The sequence below is a fragment of the Actinomadura nitritigenes genome (genome assembly GCF_017573545.1).
Classification (GTDB): domain Bacteria; phylum Actinomycetota; class Actinomycetes; order Streptosporangiales; family Streptosporangiaceae; genus Spirillospora; species Spirillospora nitritigenes.
The window spans coordinates 141,564-167,051 of sequence record NZ_JAGEOK010000005.1; the positions used below are offsets into that span (position 1 = coordinate 141,564).

The 25,488-nt window shown below is 73.3% G+C and carries 26 protein-coding genes; 11 read left to right on the forward strand and 15 right to left on the reverse strand.

Annotated features, from left to right (window positions below; all coding sequences use genetic code 11):
* Positions 1-29 precede the first annotated feature (29 nt).
* The 3 genes from J4557_RS08820 to J4557_RS08830 all read right to left on the reverse strand — a co-directional run bounded on the left by J4557_RS08820 (position 30) and on the right by J4557_RS08830 (position 1,472).
* The gene (locus J4557_RS08820) at positions 30-212 is read right to left on the reverse strand and encodes a hypothetical protein (RefSeq protein WP_208265951.1); all 183 of its coding nucleotides are present in this window, start codon (positions 210-212) and stop codon (positions 30-32) included.
* A gap of 103 nt (positions 213-315) precedes the next feature.
* Positions 316-948, reverse strand: a complete 633-nt coding sequence (locus J4557_RS08825) for a pyridoxamine 5'-phosphate oxidase family protein (RefSeq protein WP_208265952.1) — start codon at positions 946-948, stop codon at positions 316-318.
* Between the two features lie 194 nt (positions 949-1,142).
* Entirely contained in the window at positions 1,143-1,472 is a 330-nt protein-coding gene (locus tag J4557_RS08830; protein WP_307799593.1) for a nuclear transport factor 2 family protein, read from the reverse strand.
* Here J4557_RS08830 and J4557_RS49400 point away from each other — a divergent pair.
* The gene (locus J4557_RS49400; RefSeq protein WP_307799556.1) at positions 1,425-1,787 is read left to right on the forward strand and encodes a response regulator transcription factor; all 363 of its coding nucleotides are present in this window, start codon (positions 1,425-1,427) and stop codon (positions 1,785-1,787) included. The genes J4557_RS08830 and J4557_RS49400 overlap by 48 nt on opposite strands.
* Here J4557_RS49400 and J4557_RS51585 read toward each other — a convergent pair.
* Positions 1,713-3,602, reverse strand: a complete 1,890-nt coding sequence (locus J4557_RS51585; protein ID WP_208265953.1) for a histidine kinase — start codon at positions 3,600-3,602, stop codon at positions 1,713-1,715. The genes J4557_RS49400 and J4557_RS51585 overlap by 75 nt on opposite strands.
* A gap of 126 nt (positions 3,603-3,728) precedes the next feature.
* On the opposite strand from J4557_RS51585, the gene J4557_RS08845 reads away from it, so the two are divergent.
* The 3 genes from J4557_RS08845 to J4557_RS08855 all read left to right on the forward strand — a co-directional run bounded on the left by J4557_RS08845 (position 3,729) and on the right by J4557_RS08855 (position 7,927).
* Positions 3,729-5,147, forward strand: coding sequence for a sensor histidine kinase (locus J4557_RS08845; protein ID WP_208265954.1), 1,419 nt, complete (start codon positions 3,729-3,731; stop codon positions 5,145-5,147).
* 140 nt (positions 5,148-5,287) lie between these two features.
* Positions 5,288-6,733, forward strand: a complete 1,446-nt coding sequence (locus tag J4557_RS08850; RefSeq protein ID WP_208265955.1) for an SGNH/GDSL hydrolase family protein — start codon at positions 5,288-5,290, stop codon at positions 6,731-6,733.
* 156 nt (positions 6,734-6,889) lie between these two features.
* Complete coding sequence (locus J4557_RS08855) at positions 6,890-7,927, forward strand: LLM class flavin-dependent oxidoreductase (RefSeq protein WP_208265956.1); 1,038 nt, start codon at positions 6,890-6,892, stop codon at positions 7,925-7,927.
* Here the strand turns inward: J4557_RS08855 and J4557_RS08860 are convergent.
* Genes J4557_RS08860 through J4557_RS08890 form a run of 7 tightly spaced genes read right to left on the reverse strand, consistent with a single transcriptional unit; the run spans position 7,890 to position 15,288 of the window.
* On the reverse strand, positions 7,890-9,239 hold the full coding sequence (locus J4557_RS08860) for an FAD-dependent oxidoreductase (protein ID WP_208265957.1): 1,350 nt from the start codon (positions 9,237-9,239) through the stop codon (positions 7,890-7,892). The genes J4557_RS08855 and J4557_RS08860 overlap by 38 nt on opposite strands.
* The gene (locus tag J4557_RS08865; protein ID WP_208265958.1) at positions 9,236-10,039 is read right to left on the reverse strand and encodes an aspartate/glutamate racemase family protein; all 804 of its coding nucleotides are present in this window, start codon (positions 10,037-10,039) and stop codon (positions 9,236-9,238) included. The genes J4557_RS08860 and J4557_RS08865 overlap by 4 nt, the downstream gene beginning before the upstream one ends.
* Before the next feature lie 2 nt (positions 10,040-10,041).
* Complete coding sequence (locus tag J4557_RS08870) at positions 10,042-11,499, reverse strand: FAD-dependent oxidoreductase (protein ID WP_208265959.1); 1,458 nt, start codon at positions 11,497-11,499, stop codon at positions 10,042-10,044.
* Positions 11,500-11,513: 14 nt separating this feature from the next.
* Complete coding sequence (locus J4557_RS08875) at positions 11,514-12,101, reverse strand: cysteine hydrolase family protein (protein ID WP_208265960.1); 588 nt, start codon at positions 12,099-12,101, stop codon at positions 11,514-11,516.
* 24 nt (positions 12,102-12,125) lie between these two features.
* A complete protein-coding gene (locus J4557_RS08880) occupies positions 12,126-12,896 on the reverse strand; it encodes an SDR family NAD(P)-dependent oxidoreductase (RefSeq protein WP_208265961.1) in 771 nt (256 codons plus the stop codon).
* A complete protein-coding gene (locus J4557_RS08885; RefSeq protein ID WP_208265962.1) occupies positions 12,890-14,296 on the reverse strand; it encodes an FAD-dependent oxidoreductase in 1,407 nt (468 codons plus the stop codon). The genes J4557_RS08880 and J4557_RS08885 overlap by 7 nt, the downstream gene beginning before the upstream one ends.
* Complete coding sequence (locus J4557_RS08890; RefSeq protein ID WP_208265963.1) at positions 14,293-15,288, reverse strand: isocitrate lyase/PEP mutase family protein; 996 nt, start codon at positions 15,286-15,288, stop codon at positions 14,293-14,295. Before J4557_RS08890 ends, J4557_RS08885 begins: the two co-directional genes overlap by 4 nt.
* 309 nt (positions 15,289-15,597) lie before the next feature.
* Between J4557_RS08890 and J4557_RS08895 the strand changes: the two genes are divergently transcribed.
* From J4557_RS08895 to J4557_RS08920, 6 genes are read left to right on the forward strand one after another with little or no spacing between them, the layout of a single operon-like run.
* Complete coding sequence (locus J4557_RS08895) at positions 15,598-16,773, forward strand: acyl-CoA dehydrogenase family protein (protein ID WP_208265964.1); 1,176 nt, start codon at positions 15,598-15,600, stop codon at positions 16,771-16,773.
* On the forward strand, positions 16,770-17,693 hold the full coding sequence (locus tag J4557_RS08900; protein ID WP_208265965.1) for a VOC family protein: 924 nt from the start codon (positions 16,770-16,772) through the stop codon (positions 17,691-17,693). Before J4557_RS08895 ends, J4557_RS08900 begins: the two co-directional genes overlap by 4 nt.
* Positions 17,690-18,538, forward strand: coding sequence for an alpha/beta fold hydrolase (locus tag J4557_RS08905; protein WP_208265966.1), 849 nt, complete (start codon positions 17,690-17,692; stop codon positions 18,536-18,538). Before J4557_RS08900 ends, J4557_RS08905 begins: the two co-directional genes overlap by 4 nt.
* Before the next feature lie 2 nt (positions 18,539-18,540).
* On the forward strand, positions 18,541-19,716 hold the full coding sequence (locus tag J4557_RS08910) for an acyl-CoA dehydrogenase family protein (RefSeq protein WP_208265967.1): 1,176 nt from the start codon (positions 18,541-18,543) through the stop codon (positions 19,714-19,716).
* Positions 19,713-20,564: an alpha/beta fold hydrolase gene (locus J4557_RS08915; protein WP_208265968.1), complete on the forward strand. Its 852-nt coding sequence runs from the start codon at positions 19,713-19,715 to the stop codon at positions 20,562-20,564. Before J4557_RS08910 ends, J4557_RS08915 begins: the two co-directional genes overlap by 4 nt.
* 10 nt (positions 20,565-20,574) lie before the next feature.
* Entirely contained in the window at positions 20,575-21,417 is an 843-nt protein-coding gene (locus J4557_RS08920) for a fumarylacetoacetate hydrolase family protein (protein WP_208265969.1), read from the forward strand.
* Positions 21,418-21,477: 60 nt separating this feature from the next.
* Here the strand turns inward: J4557_RS08920 and J4557_RS08925 are convergent, their stop codons facing one another.
* Positions 21,478-22,083, reverse strand: a complete 606-nt coding sequence (locus tag J4557_RS08925) for a TetR/AcrR family transcriptional regulator (RefSeq protein WP_208265970.1) — start codon at positions 22,081-22,083, stop codon at positions 21,478-21,480.
* A 121-nt stretch (positions 22,084-22,204) separates the two neighbouring features.
* On the opposite strand from J4557_RS08925, the gene J4557_RS08930 reads away from it, so the two are divergent.
* Positions 22,205-23,185 (forward strand): aldo/keto reductase, encoded by a 981-nt coding sequence (locus J4557_RS08930; protein ID WP_208265971.1) that lies wholly within the window; start codon positions 22,205-22,207, stop codon positions 23,183-23,185.
* A gap of 83 nt (positions 23,186-23,268) precedes the next feature.
* Here J4557_RS08930 and J4557_RS08935 read toward each other — a convergent pair whose 3' ends face one another.
* The 3 genes from J4557_RS08935 to J4557_RS08945 form a co-directional block, all read right to left on the reverse strand.
* A complete protein-coding gene (locus J4557_RS08935; protein WP_208265972.1) occupies positions 23,269-24,246 on the reverse strand; it encodes an NAD-dependent epimerase/dehydratase family protein in 978 nt (325 codons plus the stop codon).
* Positions 24,243-24,680 carry a MerR family transcriptional regulator gene (locus J4557_RS08940; RefSeq protein WP_208265973.1) on the reverse strand — a complete coding sequence of 146 codons (438 nt, stop codon included), beginning with the start codon at positions 24,678-24,680 and terminating at the stop codon, positions 24,243-24,245. The genes J4557_RS08935 and J4557_RS08940 overlap by 4 nt, the downstream gene beginning before the upstream one ends.
* Before the next feature lie 78 nt (positions 24,681-24,758).
* Positions 24,759-25,478 (reverse strand): ABC transporter ATP-binding protein, encoded by a 720-nt coding sequence (locus J4557_RS08945; RefSeq protein WP_208265974.1) that lies wholly within the window; start codon positions 25,476-25,478, stop codon positions 24,759-24,761.
* Between the last annotated feature and the right edge of the window lie 10 nt (positions 25,479-25,488).

Below are 25,488 nucleotides of genomic sequence, written 5' to 3' on the forward strand. Positions count from 1 at the left end.
CGCGCCCTGGGCCGAGGGGCGGCCGTGGCTCAGGAGCGCACCTTCCCGATCACCCACTGGAGCCCGAGCAGCGCCAGCGCCGCCATGAAGGCGGCCCGTCCGTTCCCGGTGGCGATGCCGGCGCCGAGCACCACGGCCGCGAGGGTGGGGAGGATCTTGAAGCCGAACATCGGTGCCTCCATCATGACGTCGTGCGGCGGACCCGCTGCCACCCACGGTTTCCATTCTTCTCGGCGTCGCCCGCCGGCGTTAATCGCCGCCGCGGTGACAAACGCGATCAGCACCGCCGCTTGTGACCTCGAAGCCGGCGGATCGTCAGTACCGGTTCGTCGCGGCGTCCACGGCGAGGTCCGCGTCGATCGCGTCGGCGGACAGGTCCTTGAGTCCCATGTGGTCCTTGGCGATCCGCCCGAGCGTGGGCAGTGCGCCGCGGTCCGGCCATGTGCCGGGGTCCCACAGGGACGAGCGCAGGAACGCCTTCGCGCAGTGCATGTACAGCTCCTCGACGTCGACGAGGAGCGCCAGCCGCGGCCGCTTGCCCTGGACGACCAGGTCGTCGAAGAACGGCGCGTCCGACACGAGCGTCGCGCGCCCGTTCACCCGCAGCGTCTCGTTCATCCCCGGCACGAGGAAGAGCAGGCCGACGCGGGGGTTGCGCAGCACGTTGCGGAAGCTGTCGGCCCGGTGGTTGCCGGGACGGTCGGCGAGCGCCAGCCGGTGGGAGTCCAGGACCAGCACGGAGCCGGCGGGGTCCCCGCGCGGCGAGACGTCGCAGGAACCCTCCGCGTCCGCGGTCGCCAGCAGCACGAGCGGCGAGTGCGCGATGATCGTGCGCGCGTGCTCGTCGATCCTGCCGATGTCCTTGTCCCAGAGGGGCCGCGGCGGGTCCGGGACGATGTCCCGCAGCTCCGCCTCGGTCGTCACCGTCCGGATCTCAGAAGGATGCATCGGTCGAATATAAGGTAAGCCTCACCAAAGGTGCACGACCGGTCCCGGTGTCGGCCGAGCGGCAGCGCTCGCCGCTCGGCCGCGTCACCATCGTCGACCGCCGGCCGTCGTCCTTGCCCGGCCGCGTGTTCTCTCCGTGCCTGCGAAAAGACCGGCGGGGCGGGGGGCCCGGGGGCGCGCAGGTCTTCGGTCGATCAGATGGGGGGCCGGGAGGCGGCGTCCAGACGGTAGTGCGCTCGCTCGGCGTCGGGGATGGGGATGGGGAACGAGCTGTGCACCCACATCTGGTCCACGGTGCAGGCGGTCATCCGCCAGAGACCGTCCTCCTTGCGGAACCGGTCGACCCGCAGGCCCTCGCCCGCGATGACGGGCCGCTGCGGCCCGTCACCGTCCTCGCCCACGAGCACGCCGAGCAGGTAGGACAGCGCGGTCGCGGTGCCGTCCTCCTCGGCGTGCACGGTCGGGTTGAGGCTGGCATGGCGCAGCCCGTCGTTGATCGGCAGCTTCTCCCGCAGCAGCGCGATCGCCGCCTCCCGGTGCGCAAGGACGTCCGGCCGGACGAGCTGGCGGCGGCGGTCCGCACGGTCGCGGCGGGCGGCAGCGTGATCGATCCGGCGCTCGCGTCCGCGGCGCTGCTGGCGCCGGAGAGCCCGCTCACGCAGCGGGAGACGGAGGTGCTGCGCCTGTCGGCCACCGGCGCCCAGCCGATGGAGATCGCGGAGCGGCTGTTCCTGTCCTACGGGACGGTGCGGAACTACCTGACCTCAGCGGTCGGCAAGCTCGGCGCCCGCAACCGGATCGACGCCGTCCGCATCGCCACCGAGTCCGGGTGGATCTGACCGGAACTCGGCCACCACCTCGAAGCCGCCCTCCCGGCGCGGCCCCGCCGACAGCCGCCCGCCGGCGCGGGCCGCCAGGCTCTCCAGGCCCGTTCCCCCGCCGGCCGGCGCCCGGAGCCGGCCGTCGCCGTCGTCGGCGACCCGCAGCCGCACGGCGCCGTCCGATCGGGTGACCGTGATGGTGCGGGTGCGGGTGCGGCTGTGCCGAAGGACGTTGGTGACGGCTTCGCGGAGAACGGCGGCAAGGGCGGTGCCGGTCCCGTCCGGCAGCGGCCCGGTCTCCACCTCGGCGCGGACGGCGATGCCCGCGGCCTCCAGCGCCTCGATCGCCGCGTCGACCTCGTGGCGCGGCTCCAGGCGGACCCGTCCGCCCGCGATGGCGCCGAGCTCGGCGTGCGCCCGTTCGAGGACGGGGACCAGCGCCGCGAGCTCGGTGGCGGCGCGCACCGGATCGCGGTCCAGCAGGCGCAGGGCCAGCTCGCCGCGCAGCGCCACCGCCGACAGGCTGAACCCCAGGACGTCGTGCAGGTCGCGCCCGATCCGGACGCGCTCGGCGGCGACGGCGGCCGCCGCCAGCTCGTGCCGGGCCCGGTCGAGGAGGACGACCAGGTCACCGAGCCGGGACAGGCCGTAGAACAGCCACGCCAGGATGAGGGGGGAGAGCACGTTCGTCACCATGTCCGCCGGCGAGGCGACGGGAGGCGGGGTGACGCACAGCACGACCTGCAGCGCGAGGACGGCCGCGGCGATCGCCCACGATCTCGGCGGGCGCACCCAGGCCAGCGCCGCACCGATGAGCAGGCCCCACATGTTGCTGACCACCGCCAGCGTGCCCGCCGCGTAGCTCCCCGGCCAGGCCACCGGGACCAGCAGCAGCGCCAGCGCGACGAGCCGCCCGCGCGACGGCGGCGACAGCAGCAGCACCACGGCCGCCGCGAGCAGCGGGACGAGCGGGCACAGCCAGCGCGGGTCTCCGGAGAGGGCGAAGACGTTGATCAGCGGCCGCACCGCCTGGATGAGCACCACGGCGGCGAGGATGACGCGGACGAACCCCGGCGACCGGACCGGGGGCGGTGTGCGGCGGCTCCCCTCCGCACGGTACGCGCCGGCCATCGAACGGACCTCGGCCAGCGTTCGCCTCGCCGTCTCGGTCGCCTCGCGGATCACCGCACGGGCGTCTTCGGGCGGTGCCCCGTCCGCCGCCGCCAGCCTCCCGGCGATCGACCGCAGTCCGGCCCCGACGGTCCGGCGCAGCTCCGCGTCCAGGCGCAGCCGCTCCTTGAGCGTCTCGATCCCGGCCAGTTCGTCGCGCGTGGCGTGCAGGTCCGCCACCAGGCCGCTGACGGTGTGCAGGCTGAACACGATGAGCGCGTCCGTCGCCAGGGCCAGCGGCCGCCAGGCCCAGACATGGAACGGCTCCCCGGCCACCATGCCGGCGGCGGCCGTGGCCGCCAGGACGGCCCCGAGCAACGGCCACGACGCCCGCGCCGGAAGTGCGACCAGCACGCCGGCCACGACCGTCCACGGCAACCATCCCCACGCCATGCCGACCACGGCGAACGGCATCAGCGCCAGCACCGCCGAGGCCATCAGCAGCCCGATGCGGACGTCCAGCCGAAACCGCCCGGCCAGCAACGCCACCAACGGCGGATAGGGAGCCGCCGCCAGGAGCAGCCCTTCCGCGTCCACGCCGCCTCTGGCCGCGTCGAACGCCCGGATGCAGAAGAGCAGCGCCAGCGCCGTCCACAGCATCGAACGCGCGACCCGCGGCGGGAGGCGCTCGCCGTCCGGTTCCGCGCCGCTCCCCGAGATCACGCGACATTTTCCCATGCGGTGGCGGGCCGCATGGTTGGAGACAACTTTGCCTCGGGGTTCGTTCGCCTTCGGGTCCCGGGGATACAGCCAACCTGAGCGTTCTTTCGCTTGAGAAGGGTCGTGCCGGTGGGCGTGCTGGGTCTGCCGCTCCGCAAGGTGGAGCGGCTGCCGCTTCGGACGAGTTCGGCGCTGGCCGCCGCCGGGCTGACCGCTTTGGAGGCGGCGGGGACCGCCATGCTGTTCCTCCGGAAGGCGGGCCGGGACCGGGCCGTCCTGGCGCGTGAACGCGGTGAGCTGACGGTCGACCAGCTGTTCCACCAGATGCTGCGCGGGCCCCTGAGCCCCACGCTGCCGAGCCGGTTCGGGAACGCGGTCCAGGTCATCGACGCCGGCGGCCGGATCCTGGCGGCGACGGAGGGCCTCGAGAACGGCCCGCCTCTCAGCCGGGTCGTCCCGCCCCGGGCGCGGACGCAGGTCGAGCACCGGCTGCGGAGCCCGCGCCGGCCGTGGCGCACCCGGGGCTCCGGGGACAGGACGCTGCTCGCGACGCGCATTCCGGCCGAGGTCACCCACCGCCAGCGCGGCAAGGCCCCGCTGATGATCTATCTCGCCTTCCCCCGGGTGCCCTGGTACGGGTCGCGGCGGCTGGCGGCGGCCACGGCGGTGGCGACGGTGGCCGGGGCCGCGATGGTGTACGCGATCGTGCACCGCTCGGGCAGCCGCGTCCTCGCGCCCATGGCCGAGATCCGCGACGAGTTCGCCGAGATCACCGCCACCGACCTGGCGCGCCGGGTCCCCGTGCCGGAGCCCGAGGAGCTCAAGGCCATGGCCGAGACCATGAACACGACCCTCGCGCGCCTCGACACGGCCGTCAGCGATCTCCGCAACCTCACCTCGGAGGCCTCCCACGACCTGCGCGGGCCGCTGACGTCGATCCGCCTGCGGCTGGAGAACGCGCTCGCCGACCCCGAGGCGCGGTGGCCGCGCGTGGCCGCCGACGTGCTCGCCAGCGTCGAGCGCCAGGAGGCCATCGTGACCGACCTGCTCACGCTCACCCGGCTGGACACCGGGCAGCCGCTGCACCCGCAGCGCACCGATCTCAGCGCCCTCGTCGCCGCCGAGCTCCGCCGGCGCGAGGCCACCGACCGGATCCACATCATCGGGAAGCTCGCCCGGCGGGTCGTGCTGGACTGCGACCGGCTGCTCATCGACCGGCTGCTCGCCAACCTGCTCGACAACGCCCAGCGGCACGCCGACAGCCGCGTCGAGGTGACCCTCGACGTCGATCGGCCGCCGGGAGAGCAGGCGGCGGCGGTGCTGACCGTCGCCGACGACGGCGACGGCATCCCGCCCGACCGGCACGAGGAGATCTTCGAGCGGTTCACCCGCCTGGACAGCTCCCGCGAACGCGACCCCAACGGCACGGGGCTGGGCCTGCCCATCTCCCGCGACATCGCGAGCGCCCACCACGGCACCCTCACCGTGGACTCCCGCCCCGGGCACGGGGCGCGCTTCACCACCCGCCTCCCGCTCGCCGCCCCCTGACCCCGGCGCCGTGAGCGCCGCGGCGGGCCCGCCGCCCTCGGGCTGCCGGTCCGTTCCGGAGGTCGAGCGGAAGAGTGACGAATCACCGGTGGCCGCTTGGGAAGACCAGCTACGGCCCGTCCCCGACAAGAGACGAGACGATGCAGCTGATCAAGTCCAGCAAGGACCGGACGACGACCGGCCGCCTTGAGCCGCCCGCCTGGCGCCGGCGGGTGAGGATCCTGCTCAACGTGGTGGCCTGCCTGTTCCTCGGCGCCCTGTCGATCTGGCTGGCGGTGCGCGTCACCCCCATGCAGACGGTCAAGGCGGCCGGGCAGACGGTGCAGGTCGGCGCCACGTCCCCGCGCCTGTCCGGCTCGGGACCGGGCGAGGTGAACCTGTTCGGGCAGGCGATCTCGACCCGGCCGGAGTTCCGCGGCCCGATCCGCCCCCGCCTCGAGCTCACCCACATCACGATCAACGCGCAGGTCGGGCAGTTCGCCCGGGACGGCGACCACGGCACCCTCGACCTGAGCGCGCGGCTGACCGACGGCTGGCGCCGCTACCTGCTGTGGGAGACGCTGGTCTCGGCCGGCTTCTCGGCGCTGCTGCTGGCGGCGCTCGCGGGAGTGCAGCACTGGTCGGGCGCCACCCGCGTCAAGGTGCTGGCGACGGGGGTGCTGTGCGTGCTCGCCGCGAACTCGGCGTGCGTGTACCTGCTGGCCTCCAGCACGCCGGAGGCGCTGAAGAGGGTCCGCTCGGTCGAGGACCTCGTGGGACGGGCGCCGTCCTCCCCCGTTCCGCCGGCGCGGGGCCCGGCCCTCAACGACGTCAACGCCGTCGTCATCGGCGACTCCACCGCGGCGGCCATGGGCAATCCCCTCGTGGACGACCCGGACGCCCTCGACCGGGCGTGCAAGCGCAGCCGCGACTCGTACGCGGTCTACCTCGCGCAGTCCAACCGGTGGAAGGTCCTGAACCTCGCGTGCAGCGGCGCGACGGTGGCGTCCGGCCTGCTCGACGTCCAGAACGTCGGCCACCGGGTCGCTCCCCCGCAGCTGGCGGTCGCCCAGCGGGCGAGCAAGGCGTCCGTGGTCATCGTCAGCATCGGCGCGAACGACGTGCGCTGGGCCCAGCTGACCGGGCTCTGCCTGGCCGCGAAGGCCTGCGACGACCGCGCCTCCACGGCCTACTACCAGCAGCAGCTCAACACCTTCGCCAAGGACTACTACGACCTGCTCGGCCAGTTGAACCGGCTGCCGCAGCACCCGACCGTCCTCATCAACCAGTACTACGACCCGTTCGGCGAGAACGTCGACTGCCTCCGGTCGCAGGGCGTCGACCAGGCGATGGCCGACGCGCTCCGGGGACGGCTGGCGGACATGAACGCCCTGCTGGACAGGGGGGCCCGCGCCTTCGGGTTCCGCTCCGTCCCGCAGCACTTCTCCGGGCACGGCCTCTGCTCCCAGGGCCCGTTCGTCCAGGGGACGGGCGCCGAGGCGCCCCTGCACCCCACCGCCGCCGGCGAGCTGGCCATCGCGCTCGCCGACCAGCAGGCGCTGAACGCGCCCGCGCCGCAGCCCACGGTCTCGCCCAGCAGCCCGTGACCCGCACGCGGGCGTCCGGCGTCCGCCGACGGCCGGACGCCCGCGGGATCCGTGCCGCGCATGTGGCGGTTCGGGGACATGTTCCGCCAGTTTCCGGACGTTACGGTGGTGGGCGGGAACCTCGGGAGCCGCCGCACAAGAGGAGAGAGGCCGCCGATGAAGTTCGGCATCCTGTTCCGTCCGCAGGACCCGCCCGACGCGGCGAACATCGTCGGCCGCTGGCGCGAGGTCCTCGCCGCCGCCGAGGTCGCCGAGGAGGTGGGCTTCGACGGGCTGTTCATCCCCGAGCACCACATGATGCCGGACGGGTATCCGCCCTCCCCCTGGGCGGCGCTGGGGGCGCTGGCGGCGATCACCGAGCGCGTGGAGATCGGCACGACGATCCACCTGCTGCCGTTCGAGCACCCGGTCCACGTCGCCGAGCACGCGGCGATGGCCGACATCCTCGCGAACGGGCGGCTGCGGCTGGGCTGCGGGCTCGGCAACTTCCCCGCCGAGTTCGAGCTGTACGGGCTCGACCCGCGCTCCCAGGTGTCGCGCTTCGAGGAGTGCATCGAGATCGTGCAGCGGGCGTGGGCCGGCGAGGACCTGGACTTCCACGGCAGGCACTTCGACGTCCGGGGCCGGATCACGCCCCGGCCGGTGGGAGCGCGGCTGTGGCTGGGCGCGATGTCCGAGCCCGGCGTGCGCCGGGCGGCGCGCTTCGGCTGCCCGTGGCCGACCGATCCGCTGCACAACATCCACGTCATGAAGGACTGGGCCGACCTCTACCGTGCCGCGGGCAAGGAGTACGGCACGTCCGACAGGCTCGGCGTCAGCCTCCTGAGAGACGGCTGGGTGGCCGACTCGCTGGACGAGGTCGAGCGCACCTGGTGGCCGCACATCCGCGCCGACCACTGGTTCTACTTCGAGAAGGTCCCCCGCTGGGTGGCCGAGCGCGAGCCCTTCCTGCGGGACGTCACCTCCGAGGAGGACTTCCACTTCGACCGCCACCGCATCGACCGCCTGGTGGTCGGCAGCCCGGACGACTGCGTCGCCTCCATCCGCGCCTTCGAGGAGGCGATCGGCCCCGACTACCTGATCATGTCCTTCCGGATGGCGTCGGGGCCGGGCCACGAGCAGGAGCTGGAGTGCATCCGCCGCTTCGGACGCGAGGTCATCCCCGCCTTCCGGACCGCGCCGGCGCCGGGCTGAGCCCGCGCCCGCCGCCGATGATCCAGCCCATGCCGAAGGCGGAGAGCAGGCCGTTGCCGGACAGGTAGCCGTCGGAGTGGGGTCCGGCGAGGCCGCAGGCGGCGCCGCCGCCCGCGAACAGGCCGGGGATCGGCTCGCCGGCCCCGTTCAGGACGCGGCCGGACGGGTCGATGACCAGGCCGCCCTGGGTGGCGAGCAGGCCGTGGGTGACCCAGGCGAGATGGTAGGGGGCGGTGAGCCTGCGGCGGCCGGGCAGCGGGGTCAGTGCGCGTTCGGTCTCCGCGGCCGTCCGCCCCAGGCAGGCGGCGAGGTCGTCGAGGGTGGCGCAGTCGCGGACGGCGCCCGCGGCGAGGCTCTCGCGCATCATCTCCGACTCGCGGGTGGCGGCCATCGCGGCGGCGTCCCAGATCATCGCGGCGCGCTCGCCGGGCTGCCGCTGCAGGACGCCCGCCATGGACGAGTAGCCCTTCGACTCCTCGTCCACGAAGCGCTCGCCGTCGGCGTTGACCAGGACGGCGCCGTTGAACGGCAGGGCCGGGGACACGCGGGTGCCGTGGTCCACGACGACGAGGCCGGAGCGCAGGCCGGCGCCCATGTTGCGCACCTGGGCGCCGAGGCGCTCCGCCCAGGCGAGCGCATCGCCGGTCGAGGTGGAGACGCCGCCGTAGTACGGCGTGCCGAGGTGGGGCAGGTGCCGCTCGACCAGGTTCTGGTCGGCCGCGAAGCCGTCGGTGGCGAGGACGACGGCGCCGGCCCGGACGCGCTGCATCGAGCCGTTCTGCGCGATGACGACGCCGGTGACCTTTCCGCCGTCCGACATGAGGCCGACGGCGGGGGCCTCGTCGACGAAGGCGGCGTTGTCGCGGGCTTCGAGGAGGCCGCGCAGGTGCCGCATGAGGCGGGCGCCGCCGAGGCGGCCGGTGTCGGTGTGCAGGCGCAGGGCCGTCATCCCGGCGCGGGGCATGTCGGTGCCGAGCTCGATCGGGTAGCCGGTGTCGGCGATCCACTCCACGACGCGCGGGGCGGCCGCGCAGAGCGCCTCCACCACCGGGCGCCATTCCTCGTCACCGCTGGCGCGCAGGATGTCGTCGGCGTGCCGCTGCGGCGAGTCGTCGATGCCCGCGGCCTCCTGGAAGCGGGTGCCTCCGGCGGCGAGGGAGCCGGACGAGATGGCGGCGTTGCATCCCTCACGCGCGGACTTCTCGAAGACGGCGACGACGCGGCCGGGGTCGCGGGCCGCCCGCAGCGCGGTCATCACGCCGCAGGCCCCGCCGCCGACGACGGCCACGTCGACCTCGGTGTCCCAGGTCATGACAGCGTCCCGCTCGTGCCGTAGAAGTCCCGCGCGGCGTCGATCAGCGGGCGGGGCGGGCGCGCCCCGTAGAAGCCGGTCCGCGCCGGGGCGAGGCCGGTGGCCCGGTACTGCGCGGCGCGCAGCTCCGCGACGCGGACGCAGGTGCCGAGGGAGTCGAGCACCGGCACGTCGTCGACGCGGGACAGGCCCTGGTCGGCGAGGAACACGTTGAGCGGCCCCTCGCCGGGGACGATGACGTTCGCGCCGTCCGCGATCGCTTTGCGCGCGGCGCGGGTGAACGCGTCCAGCAGCGGTTCCGGGCCGGCGTACGCCGCCATGACGTCGGTGAACTCCGCCTCGACCTGCACGATGGGCCCCACGAGGCGGTCGAGCCGGTAGTCGCGCATGTTGCGGCGGAGCTGCGGTTCGAGGGCGGCGATGAAGGTGACGATCCCCACCCGGTCGCCGAGCGTTCCGGCCATGAGGACCGAGGTCTGGCCGAACGCGATGACGGGGATGTCGACGATCGTCCGGACCTCCTCGTACGCGGTGTCGGGGATGGTCGCGATCAGGAACGCGTCGTAGCCCTCGTCCTGAGCGCGCAGCGCCGCGTGCACGAACTGCTCCTTGTGCAGTCCGGCGAGGTAGGCGTAGCCGATGTGCGTCCCGGGATAGTCGGACGGGTAGGTGCCGGGCCTCATCCCGTGGAAGTCGATCTCGGTCCCGGGGGCGGCCTGCGACCGCAGGTGGCGGGCGAGCGCGTCGCGGTAGTGCGGGACGTCGTCGAGGACGGTGAAGGACTGGTGCCAGATCCGCACGGTCACACCCCCGCCGCGGCGCGGGCGGCGTTCGCGCCGGCGATCCGCCCGAACGTCGCGCCGCGCAGCACCGACGTCGAGCCGGTGTAGTCGGAGTAGTACAGCCCGGTCAGCTCCCCCGCCGCGTACAGGCCGGTCATGGGACGGCCGTCGCGGTCGACGACCTCGGCGGCGGAGGTGGTCCTGAGTCCGCCGAAGCTGAAGACGTTCGCCGCCATGATCGGGTACGCGGCGAACGGCCCCTGCTCGACGGGCCGGCTCCAGTTCGACTTCGGGACGTCCAGCCCGGTGGTCGCGAGGCCGTCGGGCGCGCCGTGGTCGAAGCCGTCGGAGGGAGGGCAGGCCGCGTTGTACGCCTCGACGGTCCGCTCGACGGTCGCGGCGGGCAGGCCGAGCGCCCGCGCCAGGTCGCCGATGGTGGGGGCGGTGACGGGCGGGACGTCGGTGCGCACGCCCGCCATCAGGTTCGGCACCGCGAGCCCCCGCTGGTCGAGGATCACCCAGGCGATCCCGTCGGTCTGGGCCTGGACGGCGCGGGTGGTCCGCTCGTACCAGGCGTCGACGGTGCCGCGCGCCTCGTCCACGAACCGCAGCCCCTCCTTGTTGACGAGGACGCCGTAGGGGAAGCAGAAGATCGCGGCCTCCGGCTCGCCGCTGCGCGGGTCGATCGGCTCGGCGTGGAAGAGAGCGAAGTTCCCGGCGGTGGCGGCGCCGAGCGCGAGCGCCATCTCCAGCCCCTCACCCTTGTTGTAGTTGCCGCCCTTGGCGACGGGGCGGCAGGTCAGCGCCCTGTCGCCGTGGTAGCGGGCCATCAGCTCGAAGTTGCCCTGGTAGCCGCCGCTGGCGAGGACGACGGCGCCCTCGAACACGGCGGGGCCGGCCGGGGTGTGCGCGAACACGCCGGTGACGCCGCGGTCGGACGAGGCGAGCCGCCGGGCCGTGGTCGCGAAGTGGAACTCCGCGCCGAGCCCGCGCGCGGCCTTGCCCATCGTCTCGACGATGGCGAGGCCGCCGCCGACCGGCGCCATCCGGGTCGTCGAGCGGGTGAGGAAGGGGGTCGGCATGAAGTCGAACCGGACGCCGTGGCCGGACATCCAGCGCAGCGTCGGCGGCGCGTTCTCCGCCAGCACGGCGACGTAGTCCGGGTCGACGGTGTGGGTGGCGCGGTACAGCGCGCCCTGCCGCCGGGGCGGGAGCGCCGCGTCGTTGACGATGGACGGGTCGGGATGGCCCATGAAGTCGTCGACGAGGGCGTCCTCGAAGCCGTCGGCGACCTCGTCGAGCGACTTCATCCGCAGGAACGCCTCGGTGTAGCGGGTGTTGCCGCCGGTCTCGGCCTCCGGGGAGCGCTCCAGCAGCGCGACGCGGGCGCCGTTCTCGGCCGCCGAGACCGCGGCCGACAGGCCCGCGACCCCGCCGCCGACCACGACGACGTCGTAGCGGTGAATCTGTTCGGTCATGACGTGGCGTCCCCTCAGAATGCGAGCTCGGCGGAGCCGGTCACGGAGCCGAACAGCGGCAGCATGTTCGTCACGGAGAACGCGTGGAATTCGGGCCGGAAGGAGGCGCACATGTCCTCGACCACGGTCACCTGGAGGCCGGAGTCGGAGGCGTGCCGGGCGGCGGACTCCACGACCAGGTTGGTGGCGACGCCGCCGAGGACGACCTCGGTGACGCCTTCGGCGGCCAGGACGTCCCGCAGCGGAGTCCCGACGAACGGGTCGACGCAGCCCTTGTCGACGACGGGCTCTCCGTCGATGGGCGCCAGCGCCTCGACGATCCGCGCCTCCGGCGAGCCGGCGAGCATCGCGCGCTGCTCCTCGTAGGGGCCGAAGCGCGGCAGCCGGTTGGTGCGGAGCCGGTAGGACGGGTCGAACGCGAGCCGGACGTGCACGACGAGCGTCCCGGCCGCGCGGGCGGCGGCCAGCACCCGCTCGGCCGTGGCGAGGACGCCGCGCTCGGCGATCTGCGCGGCGAGCGGGGGCATCCGCAGGTGCGGCCCCTCCTCGCAGAGCGCGACCTGGTAGTCGAGCATGAGCAGGGCCTTCGTGGCGGTGGTCATCAGGGATCTCCTTGGAGGGAACGGCTACCAGGCGGACCAGCCGCCGTCGACGTACACGACCTGGCCGGTCATGTACGAGGCGGCGGGGCTCGCGAGCAGGAGCAGGGGGCCGGCGAAGTCGGTGGCCGGGTCGCCGAGGCGGCCGAGCATGGTGCGCTCGCCGAACCACTTCAGGCGGTCGGGGTCGGCGCCGAGCGCGGCGGTCATCTGGGTGGGGTAGAAGACGCCGGGCGCCAGGCAGTTGACGTTGACGCCGTGCGGGCCGAGTTCGGCGGCCAGCGCCCGCGTCACGTTCACGACGCCGGCCTTGGACGAGTAGTACGCCGATTCGGGGACGGGCCCGACGCGTTCCGCGTAGACGGTGGTGAGGTTGACGATGCGGCCGCCGCTCCCCTGCCGGGTGAGGGCCTTGCCCGCCTCGCGTCCAACGAGCCATGTCCCGGTGAGGTTGACCCGGACGACCCGCTCGAACTCCTCGACCGTGGTCTCGTCGTACGGCTTGCGCAGCATGACGCCCGCGGCGTTGACGACGATGTCGAGCCGCCCGTGCGCGGCGACGACGTCCTGGATGAGCGCGGCGACGGACGCCTCGTCGGTGACGTCGACCTCGTGCGCGCTCGCCCCGAGGTCGCGTGCCGCGGCGGCGAGGCCGGCGGCGCGTGACGGCAGGTCGGCGACGGCGGTCCGCGCTCCCGCGTCCGCGAGCGCGTGCGCCGCGCGTTCACCGAGGCCGCCGGGGGCCACGCCGACGACCAGGGCGACCTGGCCGGTCAGCTGGAAGGCGGACGTCACCACTGGAGCTCGCTCTCCTCGCCGGCGGCGTTCCGGCCGGCGATCCGGCCGAAGACGCCGGACTTGCCGATGGAGGTGCCGGTCATGTAGCCGGCACCGTGGAATCCGCCGGTGATCTCACCGGCGGCGTAGAGGCGCCCGATGGGCTCGCCCCACCAGTCGAGGACCCGCATCCGGGTGTCGACGGTGAGCCCGCAGTACGTCGCGAGCACGACGGTGCCGGAGGGGTGGGCGTAGAAGGGCGGCCGGTCGATCGGCGTCCGCTCCCCCACGCCGCCGGACAGGTGGACGCGCCCGAACGCGTCCTCCCGTCCGGACGCGATCGCGGCGTTGTAGTCCGCGACGGTGCGCCGCAAGGAACCTTCGGGGAGGCCGATCTCGGCTTCCAGGCCCGCGATCGTGCCGGCTTTCAGCAGCATCCCGGCCCGCTCGCGTCCCGCGAACTCGTAGATCGGGACCTCGTCGTTGGCGAGGGCCATCGTCCGGGCGTCGAAGACCTGCCAGGTGGTCACGCCGGGCTGGGCGAGCGCGGCGTCGCCGATCTCCTTGTAGTTCCGCGACTCGTCCACGAAGCGGCGGCCTTCGCGGTTGACCGCGATCGCGCCCTTGTAGACGGCGAGGATGCCGGTGCCGTCCTCGTCGGGGTGCTCGACGTGGAAGTGCCCGTAGGTGCCCTTGATGTACGGGGTGTCGCGCACGCCGGCGCCGAGCGCCATGGCCATCTTGAGGCCGTCGCCCTGGTTGCCGGCGCCGCCCTGGCGGAGCGCGTGCTCCATCTGCGGCGCGAAGGTGGCGAGCAGGTCCGGGTTCATCGAGAACCCGCCGGTGGCGAGGACGACGGCGTCGGCCAGTACCTCGCGGCCGTCGGCGAGCCGGACGCCGGTCACGCGGGCTCCGTCGTGCAGCAGCCGGTGGGCGGGCGCGCCGAGCATGATGCGCGCGCCGAGGTCGCCGGCCGCCTTGAGCAGCAGTTCCAGCATGCGGGTGGTGTCGGCGGGGTGGCTGCGCGGCGCCGACTGGCCCGAGGCGGCGTGGATCTCCCCGTACCGGACACCGTGGTCCTTCAGCCACCGGTACGTCTCCAGCTGGTGCTCGCAGTACAGGTCGACGAGCGCCGGGTCGTTGCGGTCCTTCCCGACGTCGAGGAGGTCCTTGCGAAGCAGGCCGGCGGAGTCGGCGATGCCCTGCCCGGCCTGCTCGTCGGTGCCGGCGAACGCGGACAGGCCCGCCGACTTCACGGTGGAGCCGCCGATGTCGCCGGTCTTCTCCAGCAGCAGCGCGTACCGTCCCGCCTCGGCGGCGGCCAGCAGCGCGGCGCACCCGGCGAGGCCCGCGCCGAGGACGAGGACGCCGACGCGCTCGGGCGGCGCGGTCTCGACCGGCAGGCCGGGGAGGGATCTCACGGCGCGCTCCCCGGCTCCCGGTCCAGCGCGCGCTCGGCGGCGCTGAAGCGCGGCAGGTTGAACAGGCTCTGCCGCTGCTCCCAGCCGGCCATCCGGCCGGCGCGGGACGCGGTCTCGCCGTGCTCCTTCAGGTGCGCCAGCGCCTCCTGCCCGGCGAGGTGCATCGAGCGCATCAGGTAGTTGGCGAACAGCACGACGCCGAAGCCCAGCTCGGCGTACTCCGCCACGTCGAGCTGCGGGGTCTTCCCGCCCTCGACGACGTTGACGATCAGCGGGACGCCCGCCAGCTCGCGCCCGACCAGGGCGAGCTCGTCGACCGTCCGGGGCGCCTCGACGAACAGGACGTCGGCGCCGGCCTCGGCGTAGGCGCGGCCGCGCTCGATCGCCTCGTCGATCCCGTGCGCGGACCGGGCGTCCGTCCGGGCGACGATCACGAGCGCGTCGTCGGTGCGCGCTTCGCACGCCGCCGCGATCTTGGTCCGCATGTGCCCGGACGGGATCAGCGCGTGCGCGTCGAAGTGGCCGCACCGCTTGGGCATCTCCTGGTCCTCCAGCTGGAGGCCGGCCACCCCGGCGCGCTCCAGCAGCCGGACGGTGCGCATCGCCGCGAGCGGGCCCCCGTACCCGGTGTCGGCGTCGCAGACGAGCGGGATGCGGGTCGCCTCGGTGAGCCGTCCGGCGTGGTCGGCGACCTCGGTCTGGGAGATCAGCCCGATGTCGGGCAGGCCGAAGACGGCGTTCGCGAGCCCGGCGCCGGTGGCGTAGACGGCGGCGAAGCCGGCGTCCTCGACGAGCCGGGCGCCGAGGGCGTCGGTCGCGCCCGGCAGCACCAGCGGCTCGATTCCCGTGCCCGGCCCGTCCGCGTCCGGCCGGGGCACGGTCCTGGCCAGCGCGGCGCGCAGCGCGACCCGCTTGTCGCGGGCGCTCGGGCCGGGGCCGACACCGGTCAGGGACGCGAGCAGGCCCGGCTCCCAGGGTGGGGTGTGCGGCACAGCACCTCCTCCATGGAGTGATTACTACAGAGCTTTACCGTGACACCAGTCACCAGCCGAGCGCAACCCCGACCAGACCGGCCCGCAAGCCGGCCCCCCTCTCACCCGGCCCGATCTTGCCCGGGTTCGGCAGCCCACATGCCGAACCGGCGAGCCACCTCGGACGCCGGGGCACTGTGCGCGCGGTCACAGAATCTTGCCGCCGCCCCTTGCCATCCCTGGAGCGATCGCTCTACGGTCCATGTAGTGACTGTTACAGAGATGCCGGTCACGCTCTCACGTTCTCCCCACACCGAAGGAACGTCACCGATGACCGTCCTGGACGAGATCCGCCGGCTGGAACCGGAGCTCCGCGCCGAGGAGGACCTCTCGGCCGAGCAGCGCGCGCTGACCGGCCGGGCCTTCACGCACATGCGCGAGACCGGGCTGATGCGCGGCCTCCAGCCCAAGCGCTGGGGCGGCGCCGAGCTCACGCTGCGCGAGCACCTGACGAGCGTCTACGAACTGGGTCGGATCGCGCCGTCCGCCGGCTGGGTGGCCGGGGTCATGGGGTCGCACCCGTGGCAGCTGGCCCTCTTCCCCGAGGAGACGCAGGCCGAGATCTGGGAGTCCGACCCGGACTGGAACGCCTCGTCCTCCTACGCCCCGACCGGAAGGATCGAGCCCGTCGACGGCGGGTACCGGGTGCACGGCCGCTGGTCGTTCTCCTCCGGCTGCGACCACGCCCAGGGCGTGATCCTCGGCGGGTTCGCCGGGAAGGTCGAGGTCGCGCCGGGCGTCGAGGTGCCGAACTACGGGTCCGCGCTGCTGTACCGCGACCAGTACGCCATCGACGACACCTGGCACGTCCGCGGCTCCCGCGGCACCGGCAGCAAGGACATCGTCGTCGCCGACGCCTTCATCCCCGAACGCCGCTTCCTGTCCAGCCCGCTCTACGAGTACAACCCCGACCGTCCCGCCCCGGGCATGGAGACCAACCCGAGCGCGCTCTACAAGGTCCCGTGGGCGGTCATGTTCAACCTGGTGCTGGTCGCGCCGATGCTCGGGCTCGCCCGCCGCGTCCTCGACGACTGGACGGCCGACACCCGCGTCCGCAAGGCGAACTGGGGCGGCACCTACGCCGACGACCCGCTGATGCAGATGCACCTGGCCGAGGCCGAATGGGTGCACGACGCGGCCGTCATGAAGATGTACGACGCGATCGACACGATCACCGAGGCCGCCGAGGCCGGTGAGTTCCTGGACAAGCGGCGGCGCGCCCGGCTCCGGTGGAACGTCACCAGGGGCTGCCAGGAGACCGGCTTCGCGATCAACAGGCTGATGCGGGTCGCCTCGGGCCGCACCGTCTTCGTCGACCACCCGCTGCACCGCCTCTACCAGGACGTCATCGCCGAACTCGGCCACGCGTTCCTGGTCTCCGACGGCGTCGGCCAGTACTACGGCGCCGCGCTCCTCGACTCGTCCGCACCGGAGGTCATGCTTTGATTTCGCAACTCGCCTACCTCGGGATCGCGTCGCCGAAGGCCGGGGAGTGGCGCGACTACGCCACCCGGCTGCTCGGCGCGGTCATCGCCGGCGACGGCCCGGACGGCGCGGTCCGCGTCAAGGTCGACGACAGGGGCTACCGGATCGCCGTCCACCCGGCGGAGCGGGACGAGCTCCGCTACATCGGCTGGGACTGCGGCAACGAGACCGAGCTGCGCGCCTACGTCGCCGAGCTGCGCGGCAAGGGCGTCGAGGTGCGCGCCGGCGGCGCCGAGGAGCTCAAGGAGCGCCAGGTCGCCGAGCTGTACTGGTTCGCCGACCCGTTCGGCAACCGGCACGAGCTGGTCTGGGGGCAGTACTCGCAGCCGAACTCGTTCTTCCCCGGACGTCCCATGCGCGGCCGCTTCGTCACCGGCGACCTCGGCCTCGGCCACGTCGTGCTGATCGTGCCGGACCTGGAGCGGGCCGACGCGTTCTACGCCGGGACGCTCGGCTTCCGGCTGTCGGACCGGGTGAAGAGCGACATCTTCAACCTGCGCTTCTACCACTGCAACGGCCGCCACCACTCCCTCGCGGTCGCCGAGATCCCCGGCATGACGGGGATCAACCACCTGATGCTGGAGGTCGAGTCGTTCGACGACCTCGGCACCGCGATCGACCTGTTCACCGCCGACCCGGAGCGGGAGATCCTGCTGTCGCTCGGCCGGCACACCAACGACCTGATGACCTCCATCTACGTGCAGACCCCGTCGTCGATGCAGATCGAGTACGGGCACGGCGGGATCACCGTCGACGACCTGACGTGGGTCGCGGGCAACCACGACCTGCCGTCGATCTGGGGGCACCACCGCTCCCAGGCGTACATCGACGGGCCGCCCGGGATCTTCCGCACCGTCACCGGCGGGGAGGCGGGCGAATGACCGCCGCGATCCGTACCGAGGACGTCGCGATCGGCGGGGGCCGCCACCTGCACGTCAACCAGACCGGCACGCCGGGCGACCCCGCCCTGCTCTTCCTGCACGGCTCCGGGCCCGGAGTGACCGCTGGGTCCAACTGGCGGGAGGTCATCGAGGGACTCGGCGACACTTATCACTGCATCGCCCCCGACATCCTGGGCTTCGGCGACTCCAGCCACCCGGACCCGCAGCCGCAGGGCTTCACCGCGCAGGCCGAGGTCCGCATCGAGGCGCTGCTGGAACTCGTGGACGCGCTGGGCCTGGAGAAGGTCGTCCTCGTCGGCAACTCGATGGGCGGGATGTACTCGCTGCGCATCGCCCAGCTCCGGCCGGACCTCGTCGGCGGGCTGGTGCTGATGGGCTCGGGCGGCATGCCGGGCCTGGAGCCGACGCCGGAGCTGATCAAGCTCATCACCTACTTCGACGATCCGACCGTCGAGGCGATGGCCGACCTGCTCATCCGGTTCGTGCACGACAAGAACGCCTTCGGCGGCACGGTCGAGGCGGTCGCGGCGGAGCGGATGCCGATCGTGCGGCGGCCCTGGATCGAGGCCGGGCACCGGGCGATGTTCGGGCCGGAGATGCTCACCTTCGGGCCGGACGACCTCGCGAAGATCGACGTTCCGGCCCTGGTGGTGCACGGCCGCCAGGACGTCATCGTTCCGCTCGAATGCGGCTACTACCTCGCCGAGCACCTGCCGCAGGCGGACCTCTACGTGATCAACAAGTGCGGCCACTGGACGCAGATCGAGCAGGCCGCGCGCTTCCAGGCGATCGTGCGGACCTTCGTCGGGAACGGGACGGAATGACCATGAGCATGATCGACAAGGCGCGGGCCGCCGCGCCGGCGCTCGCCGCGGCCGACGCGGCGAGCGCGGAGCAGGGGAAGCTCACCGAGGCGGCCGTCGCGGCGCTCGAGTCGACGGGCGTGCTGCGGGCGCTGCAGCCGGCCCGCTGGGGCGGCGGCGAGGCGCACCTCGCCGAGTACGCCGACACGGTGATCGAGATCGGCCGCGCGTCGGCGTCCGCCGGCTGGGTGGCGTCCGTCGTCGGCGTCCACCCGTGGCAGATCGCCCTGTTCCCCGAGGAGACGCAGAAGGAGGTCTGGGGCGACGACCCGGGCCGCAGGATCGCCTCGTCCTACACGCCGACCGGCAGGATCGAGAAGGTCCCCGGCGGCTACCGGGTGTCGGGCCGGTGGAGCTTCTCCTCCGGCAGCGGGATCTGCTCGGGCGTCATCCTCGGCGGCATCGCCGGGCGCCGCGAGGTGAACGGCACCGAGTACCCCGACTTCACGTCCGTGATCCTCGACGAGGCGGACTACCGCATCGAGGACACCTGGAACGTCGCGGGCCTGCGCGGCACCGGCTCCAACGACATCGTCGTGGACGGCGTGCTCGTGCCCGAGCACCGCGGCCAGTCGCACGTGCACTACACGCACGGCCTCGGCACGCCGCTGCCCGGCCAGGAGCTCAACGACGGGCCGCTGTACCGGACGCCGTGGGCGGTCACCTTCAACCTGATCATCGCCGCCGGGGCGCTCGGCGCGTGCCTCGGCTTCTACGACCAGTGGGTCACCGAGACCCGCGCCCGCCGCACCAACTACGGGCAGCTGCTCCGCGAGGAGCCCGTCGTGCAGGACCATCTCGCCGAGGCGGCCTGGCAGCTCGACGCCGCCGTGCTGAAGGTCAGGAGGACGGCCTCCGAGCTGATGGAGCACGCCGAGCGCGGCGGGATTCCGTCGCCGGAGCAGCGCGCCTTCTGGCGCTGGGACGTCGCCCGGTCGGCGAACGCGGCGGTCGACACCGTCCAGGAGCTGATGCGGGTCTCGTCGGGCCGTTCCGCCTTCGTCGACCACCCGCTGCAGACGAGGTTCCAGGACGCCATCGCGGCCGGGAGCCACGCCTTCCTGTTCGACGACCCCCTCGCGAAGGCGTGGGGCGGGCGGCACCTCGGCGCCGAGAAGCTCGCGGAGGTGCACCTGTGATCGCCTCGTCCGACGTCGCCGTCAAGGTCCGCGGCGGCGAGCTGGCGTTCCGGCTGCACGAGGCGGGCGAGCGGGGCTCGGAGGCCGTGCTGTTCCTGCACGGCTCCGGTCCGGGCGCGACCGGGCTGTCCAACTGGGAGCGGATCATCACCGATCTCGGGCCCCGGTTCTGGTGCCTGGCGCCCGACCAGATCGGGTTCGGGGACTCCTCGCATCCCGTCGACGCGCCGCGCGGCATGGGCCCGTTCAACGAGCTGCGGGCCGAGGCGCTGCTGGCGCTGGTGGACGATCTCGGCCTGGAGAAGGTCCACCTGGTCGGCAACTCGATGGGCGGCCAGCTCGCCCTGCTGATGACGCTGGCACGGCCCGGCCTCGTCGGCAGGATCCTGCTGATGGGCAGCGGCGGCGCACCGGACATGCCGGTCAGCCCCGGCCTCACGCACCTGCGCGAGTTCTACGCGAGCCCGAGCGCCGAGTCCCTCAAGGGCCTCCTCAGCGAGTTCGTGTACGACCTCGACCCCCTGCGCGCCACGGTCGACCGGGTCGTGGCCGAGCGGATGGCCTACGTGGACCGCGAGGACGTCCGCCGCTCGCACGAGGCGTCGTTCGACCCGGACGGCGCCCGCCGCTTCTTCACGCCGGAGGAACTCGCGACCATCACCCACGAGGTGCTGTGCGTCCACGGCCGCGACGACCGGATCATCCCGGTCGACGCGAGCGAGTACTTCGCCGCCGCGATCCCGAACGCGAACCTGTACGTCCTCGGGCGGTGCGGCCACTGGATGCAGATCGAGCACCCCGAGACCTTCGAGCGGCTCCTGACGGGCCTCATCGACGGCCGCCTCTAAGGAGACGCGAATGCGCATCGCCAACCACGCGGGCCGGGCCGTGCTGATCGTCTCCGACGGCAAGGCCGCGGACATCGCGACCGCCTCGGACGGCCGCTTCGGCCCCGACCCGCAGAGCGTCTACGACCACTGGGACGCCTTCACCGCATGGGCGGCCACCGCCGCCCCCGCGCCCGACGTCGAGATCGACGCGTTCCGGCTGGGCTCGCCGTCCCCGGCGCCGTCCCAGGTGATCGCGATCGGGCTGAACTACGCCGACCACGCCGCGGAGACCGGCTTCGAGCCGCCGAAGGACCTGCCGCCGGTCTTCACCAAGTTCGCCTCGTCCGTCACCGGCCCCTACGGCGAGATCGCCCTGCCCGACGGCGGCCACACCGACTGGGAGGTCGAGGTCGTCGCGGTCATCGGCAGGACGGCCCACCGCGTCGCGGCCGGCGCGGCCTGGGACCACGTGGCCGGCCTCTCCGCCGGCCAGGACCTCTCGGAACGGATCCTCCAGTTCACCGGCGAGGCCCCGCAGTTCGGCTTCGCCAAGTCCCATCCGGGCTTCGCGCCGATCGGCCCCTGGCTCGTCACGCTCGACGAGATCCCCGACCGCGACGACCTCGCGCTCGGCTGCGCGATCGACGGCGAGACCGTGCAGGACGGCCGCACATCCAAGTTGATCTTCTCGATCCCCCGCACGATCGCGAAGCTGTCGCAGGTCATCACCCTGCGACCCGGCGACGTGATCTTCACCGGCACCCCCGACGGCGTCGGCCTCGGCAGGAGCCCCCAGCGCTTCCTGCGGCCCGGCGAGACGCTGCGCACCTGGGTGGAGGGCATCGGCGAGATGGAGCACACCTTCCGCTGACCCGCCCCGACCGGAGCCCCGGCCCCCGCAAGGGCCGAGGCTCCGGTTCTCAGCCCGCCTTCAGGAGGAGCGCCGGGCGGGCGGGAAGATCGCGCCGACGGCGCGGACGACGGCGGCGCGGCGCGCGCCCGGGGCCGTGTCCGCGGCGGCGCGGCGGGCGACGGCGGCCAGTTCGGCCTGGTCGAGCCAGGTGTGCGCGATCTGGGACACCACCGCCAGGACGTCGACGGGATCCCACACGGGGTCGAGGTCGCTCGACTCCTGGGCGCGGCGAATGGCCTCGATCTTGGTGAGGACCGCGTCGTGGTACGGACCGCGGTCGCCGTCAGGGACGGCGGCCAGCTCCAGGCGGCCCCAGGTGATGAACCGGTACCGGTCGGGGTGGGCGGTGAAGTAGTCGAACAGCTGCCCGGCATAGGCGGGCAGGTCGGCGGGATCCAGATGGACGGCGTCGGCCGCCGCCGCGAGTTCGGCGGCCGCGACGTGCTGGTACAGCTCCTCCTTGCTGCGGAAGTACGCGTAGACGCGTTCCTTGCTGGTGCGGGCGGCCTTCGCGATCCGGTCGACCCGGGCGCCGGCGATTCCGTGCCGGGCGAACTCGTCGCGGGCGGCGGCGACGATCCGGCCCCGGGTGGAGTCGGCGCGGGCGGACTCGGTGCTGGCCATTCCTTCACCCTAGCCAACCGAACCGTTCGGTTTGACTCGCTCGCGGAGGTGGGTACGGTGGGACCGGACCATACCGAACGGTTTGGTTCGTTCCTTGCGATTCCTTCACGGAGGGTTGGTCATGCAGCAGCGCACTCTGGGGCGGCAGGGCCTGGTCACCTCGGCCATCGGCTACGGCACGATGGGACTGACGATGGCCTACGGCCCCGGCGACGAGCAGGAGGGGATCGCCGCCATCCGCCGCGCCTTCGACCTGGGCGTCACCTTCTTCGACACCGCCGAGCTCTACGGCCTCGGCACCGGCTCCAACGAGACCCTCGTCGGCAAGGCGGTCAAGGGCTTCCGCGACGAGGTGGTCATCGCCACCAAGTTCGGCTTCGACCTGACCGGCGGGTTCACCGGCGCCCTCAACAGCCGCCCGGACAACATCCGCAAGGTCGCCGACAACAGCCTGCGCTACCTGGGCGTCGACCACATCGATGTGCTCTACCAGCACCGCGTCGACCCGGACGTGCCGATCGAGGACGTCGCCGGCACGGTCAAGGAACTGATCGACGCGGGCAAGGTGACGTACTTCGGCCTGTCCGAGGCCGGCCCTCAGACCATCCGCAAGGCCCATGCCGTCCAGCCGGTGTCGGTGCTGCAGACCGAGTACTCGCTGTTCGAACGCGATGTGGAGCAGTTGTTCCCGGTGCTGCGCGAACTCGGCATCGGGTTCGTGGCCTACTCCCCGCTGGGACGCGGCTTCATCACCGGCACCGCCAAGCCCGCCGGGTCCTACGACTCGACCGACATGCGCAACCGCGACGCCCGCTGGCAGCCCGGCAACTTCGAGAAGAACCTGAAGGCCGTCGAGCAGCTCACCGAACTGGCCGCCACCAGGAACGCGACGGTCTCCCAGCTGGCGCTCGCCTGGATCCTGGCGCAGGGCGAGGACATCGTGCCGATCCCCGGCACCCGCAGCCCCCAGCGGGTCGAAGAGAACACCACCGCCGCCGACCTCGTCCTCACCGACGACGACCTGCAGGCCATCGCCCAGATCCTGCCCACCGGCGGCTTCGGCGCCCGCTACGCCGAACGTGCCCTCCCCACCTGGGTCTGACCGGCTCTGCCTCCCGCTGAGCTCATCGAGCTGTGGGACGCGGGTGAGGGCCGTCCGGGCGAAGCCGCCCGCGCCGTGAAGCGTCATTCGCTCGGCTTCAGGAGGCCGAGGTCGCGCAGGCTTTCGGCCGACTCCACGATCGTCGTCTCGACCGGGCGCGGGCGCCAGCCGAGTTCCTGCCGGGCCCGGTCGTTGTGGATGACCGGCCTCGGCGGCTCGTCGCCCGGCTCCTCCTCCGTGGGCACCCGCGCGGCGAGCGGGCCGAGACCGCGGCGCAGGATCTCGGCGATGTCCAGGAGGCCGAGCGCCGGGCCATCGCCGACGGCCAGGAACCGGCGGCCCGCGGCCCCGGGCGCCGCCATCGCGCGGATGTGCAGATCGGCCACGTCGCGGACGTCGACCACGCCGAAGCGCAGCCGGGGCGCGCGGCTCATCGCACCGTCGAGCATCGCCTTGATCAGCTGCATCGAGGAGCCCGGGACGGACGTCAGCGTGGGCCCGAAGATGCCCGTCGGGTTGACGGCGACGAGTTCGGTGCCGCCGTCCCCGCCGCCCATCAGATCCCACGCGGCCCGCTCGGCGATCGCCTTCGAGCGCGGGTAGGGCGCCAGTCCCGGCGTGCCGGGATCGGTCCAGTCGGCCTCGGTGTACTCGGCGCCCGGCTTCGGCGTGTATCCCACCGCGGCGAAGGACGAGGTCAGCACCACGCGCCGGGCGCCCGCCGCACGCGCGGCGCGCAGTACCCGCAGCGTGCCCTCGCGGGCGGGGACGATCAGCTCGTCGGGGTCCTCGGGCTGGGCGGCCGGGATGGGCGAGGCGACGTGGTGGACCTCCGCGCAGCCGGCCACCGCGGCGGCCCAGCCGTCGTCGGCCATCAGGTCCGCCGCGACGACCTCCAGTCCGGCGTCGTCGGCGCCGCCGCGGCGCACCGCCGCGCGCACGTCGGCCTCGCGGGCCGTCGAGCGCACCGTGGTGCGCACCTCCCTGCCGTCCCGCAGCAGCGCGGCGACCAGGTGCGTGCCGAGGTAGCCCGACCCGCCGGTGACCAGGACCCGGCTCATCGCAGGACCTCCAGGCGGTCGACCGACTCCACGAGGCGGCGCATCACCTCGGCCTCTGCGGCGGCGTCACCGCGGTCGCGGGCGTCCCACAGCGCCGCCTTGTCGCGCAGGTAGCCGAGCCGCGCCCGCCGGGCGGCGATCTCCGCCTCGACGCGCTCGGCGTGCCGCAGCAGCAGATCGCGCTGCTCCCCCGCCGCGGCCCGGCCGCGGGCACGGTTGGCCTGGTAGGTGCGCATGTCGTCGATCCCCACACCGGCCGCGCGCAGGCAGGCCAGCGTCTCCAGCACGTCGAGGTCCTCGACGCCGTAGCGGCGGTGCCCGCTGCTCTCGTCCCGCTGGACCGGCCCGACGAGCCCGACGTCCTCGTAATAGCGCAGCGTCGGCTCGCTGAGACCCGTGCGCCGCGAGACGTCCTGAATGGTGAAAGTGCTCATGTCCAGCAGCACAACACACCTCAAGCGCTTGAGGTCAAAGCCGCGCGGGGCCGCCGGGCCTCCGATCCGAGGGGACGGTCAGAAGAGGTCCCAGAAGTCGGTCCGCTGACGCATCTCGTCCGCGGTCTCTTCCAGGATCACGCGGCCGGAGCGCATCGCGTAGGCGCGGTCGGCGATCTTCAGGGCCTGCTTGACGTTCTGTTCGAGGAGCAGGACGCCGATCCCCTCGTCGTCGGCGAGGGAGCGCAGGCGGTCGAAGATGGTCTCGACGACCGACGGCGCGAGGCCGAGGGACGGCTCGTCCAGCAGCAGCAGGCGGGGGCGCGCCATCAGCGCCATGCCCAGGCTGACCATCCGCTGCTGCCCGCCCGACATCGAGCCCGCCGGTTGCCTCCAGCGCTCGTCGAGGATCGGGAAGAGCTTCTTCACCGTCGCGAGGCGCTGCACGGTGCCGGAGCCGGGCGGCGCGTTGGCGGCGCCCAGAAGGAGGTTGTCGTGCACCGACAGGTCGGGGAACACGAACCGCTCGGACGGGATCATGGCGACGCCCGCCGCGACGGCCTTGCGGACGGGCCGGCGGGTGGTGTCGCGCCCGGCGATCCGGACGGTCCCGGCGCGCGGGCGGACGGCCCCGAGGACGGCCCGGATGGTGGTCGTCTTGCCCGCGCCGTTGTGCCCCATCAGGGTCACGATCTCGCCCGCCTCGACGCGGAGGCCGACGCCGTGGAGCACCTCCTTGCGTCCGTAGCCGGCGACCAGGCCGCTCACGTCGAGCAGCGGCGCGCTGTTCTGGGACATCGGGTCCTCC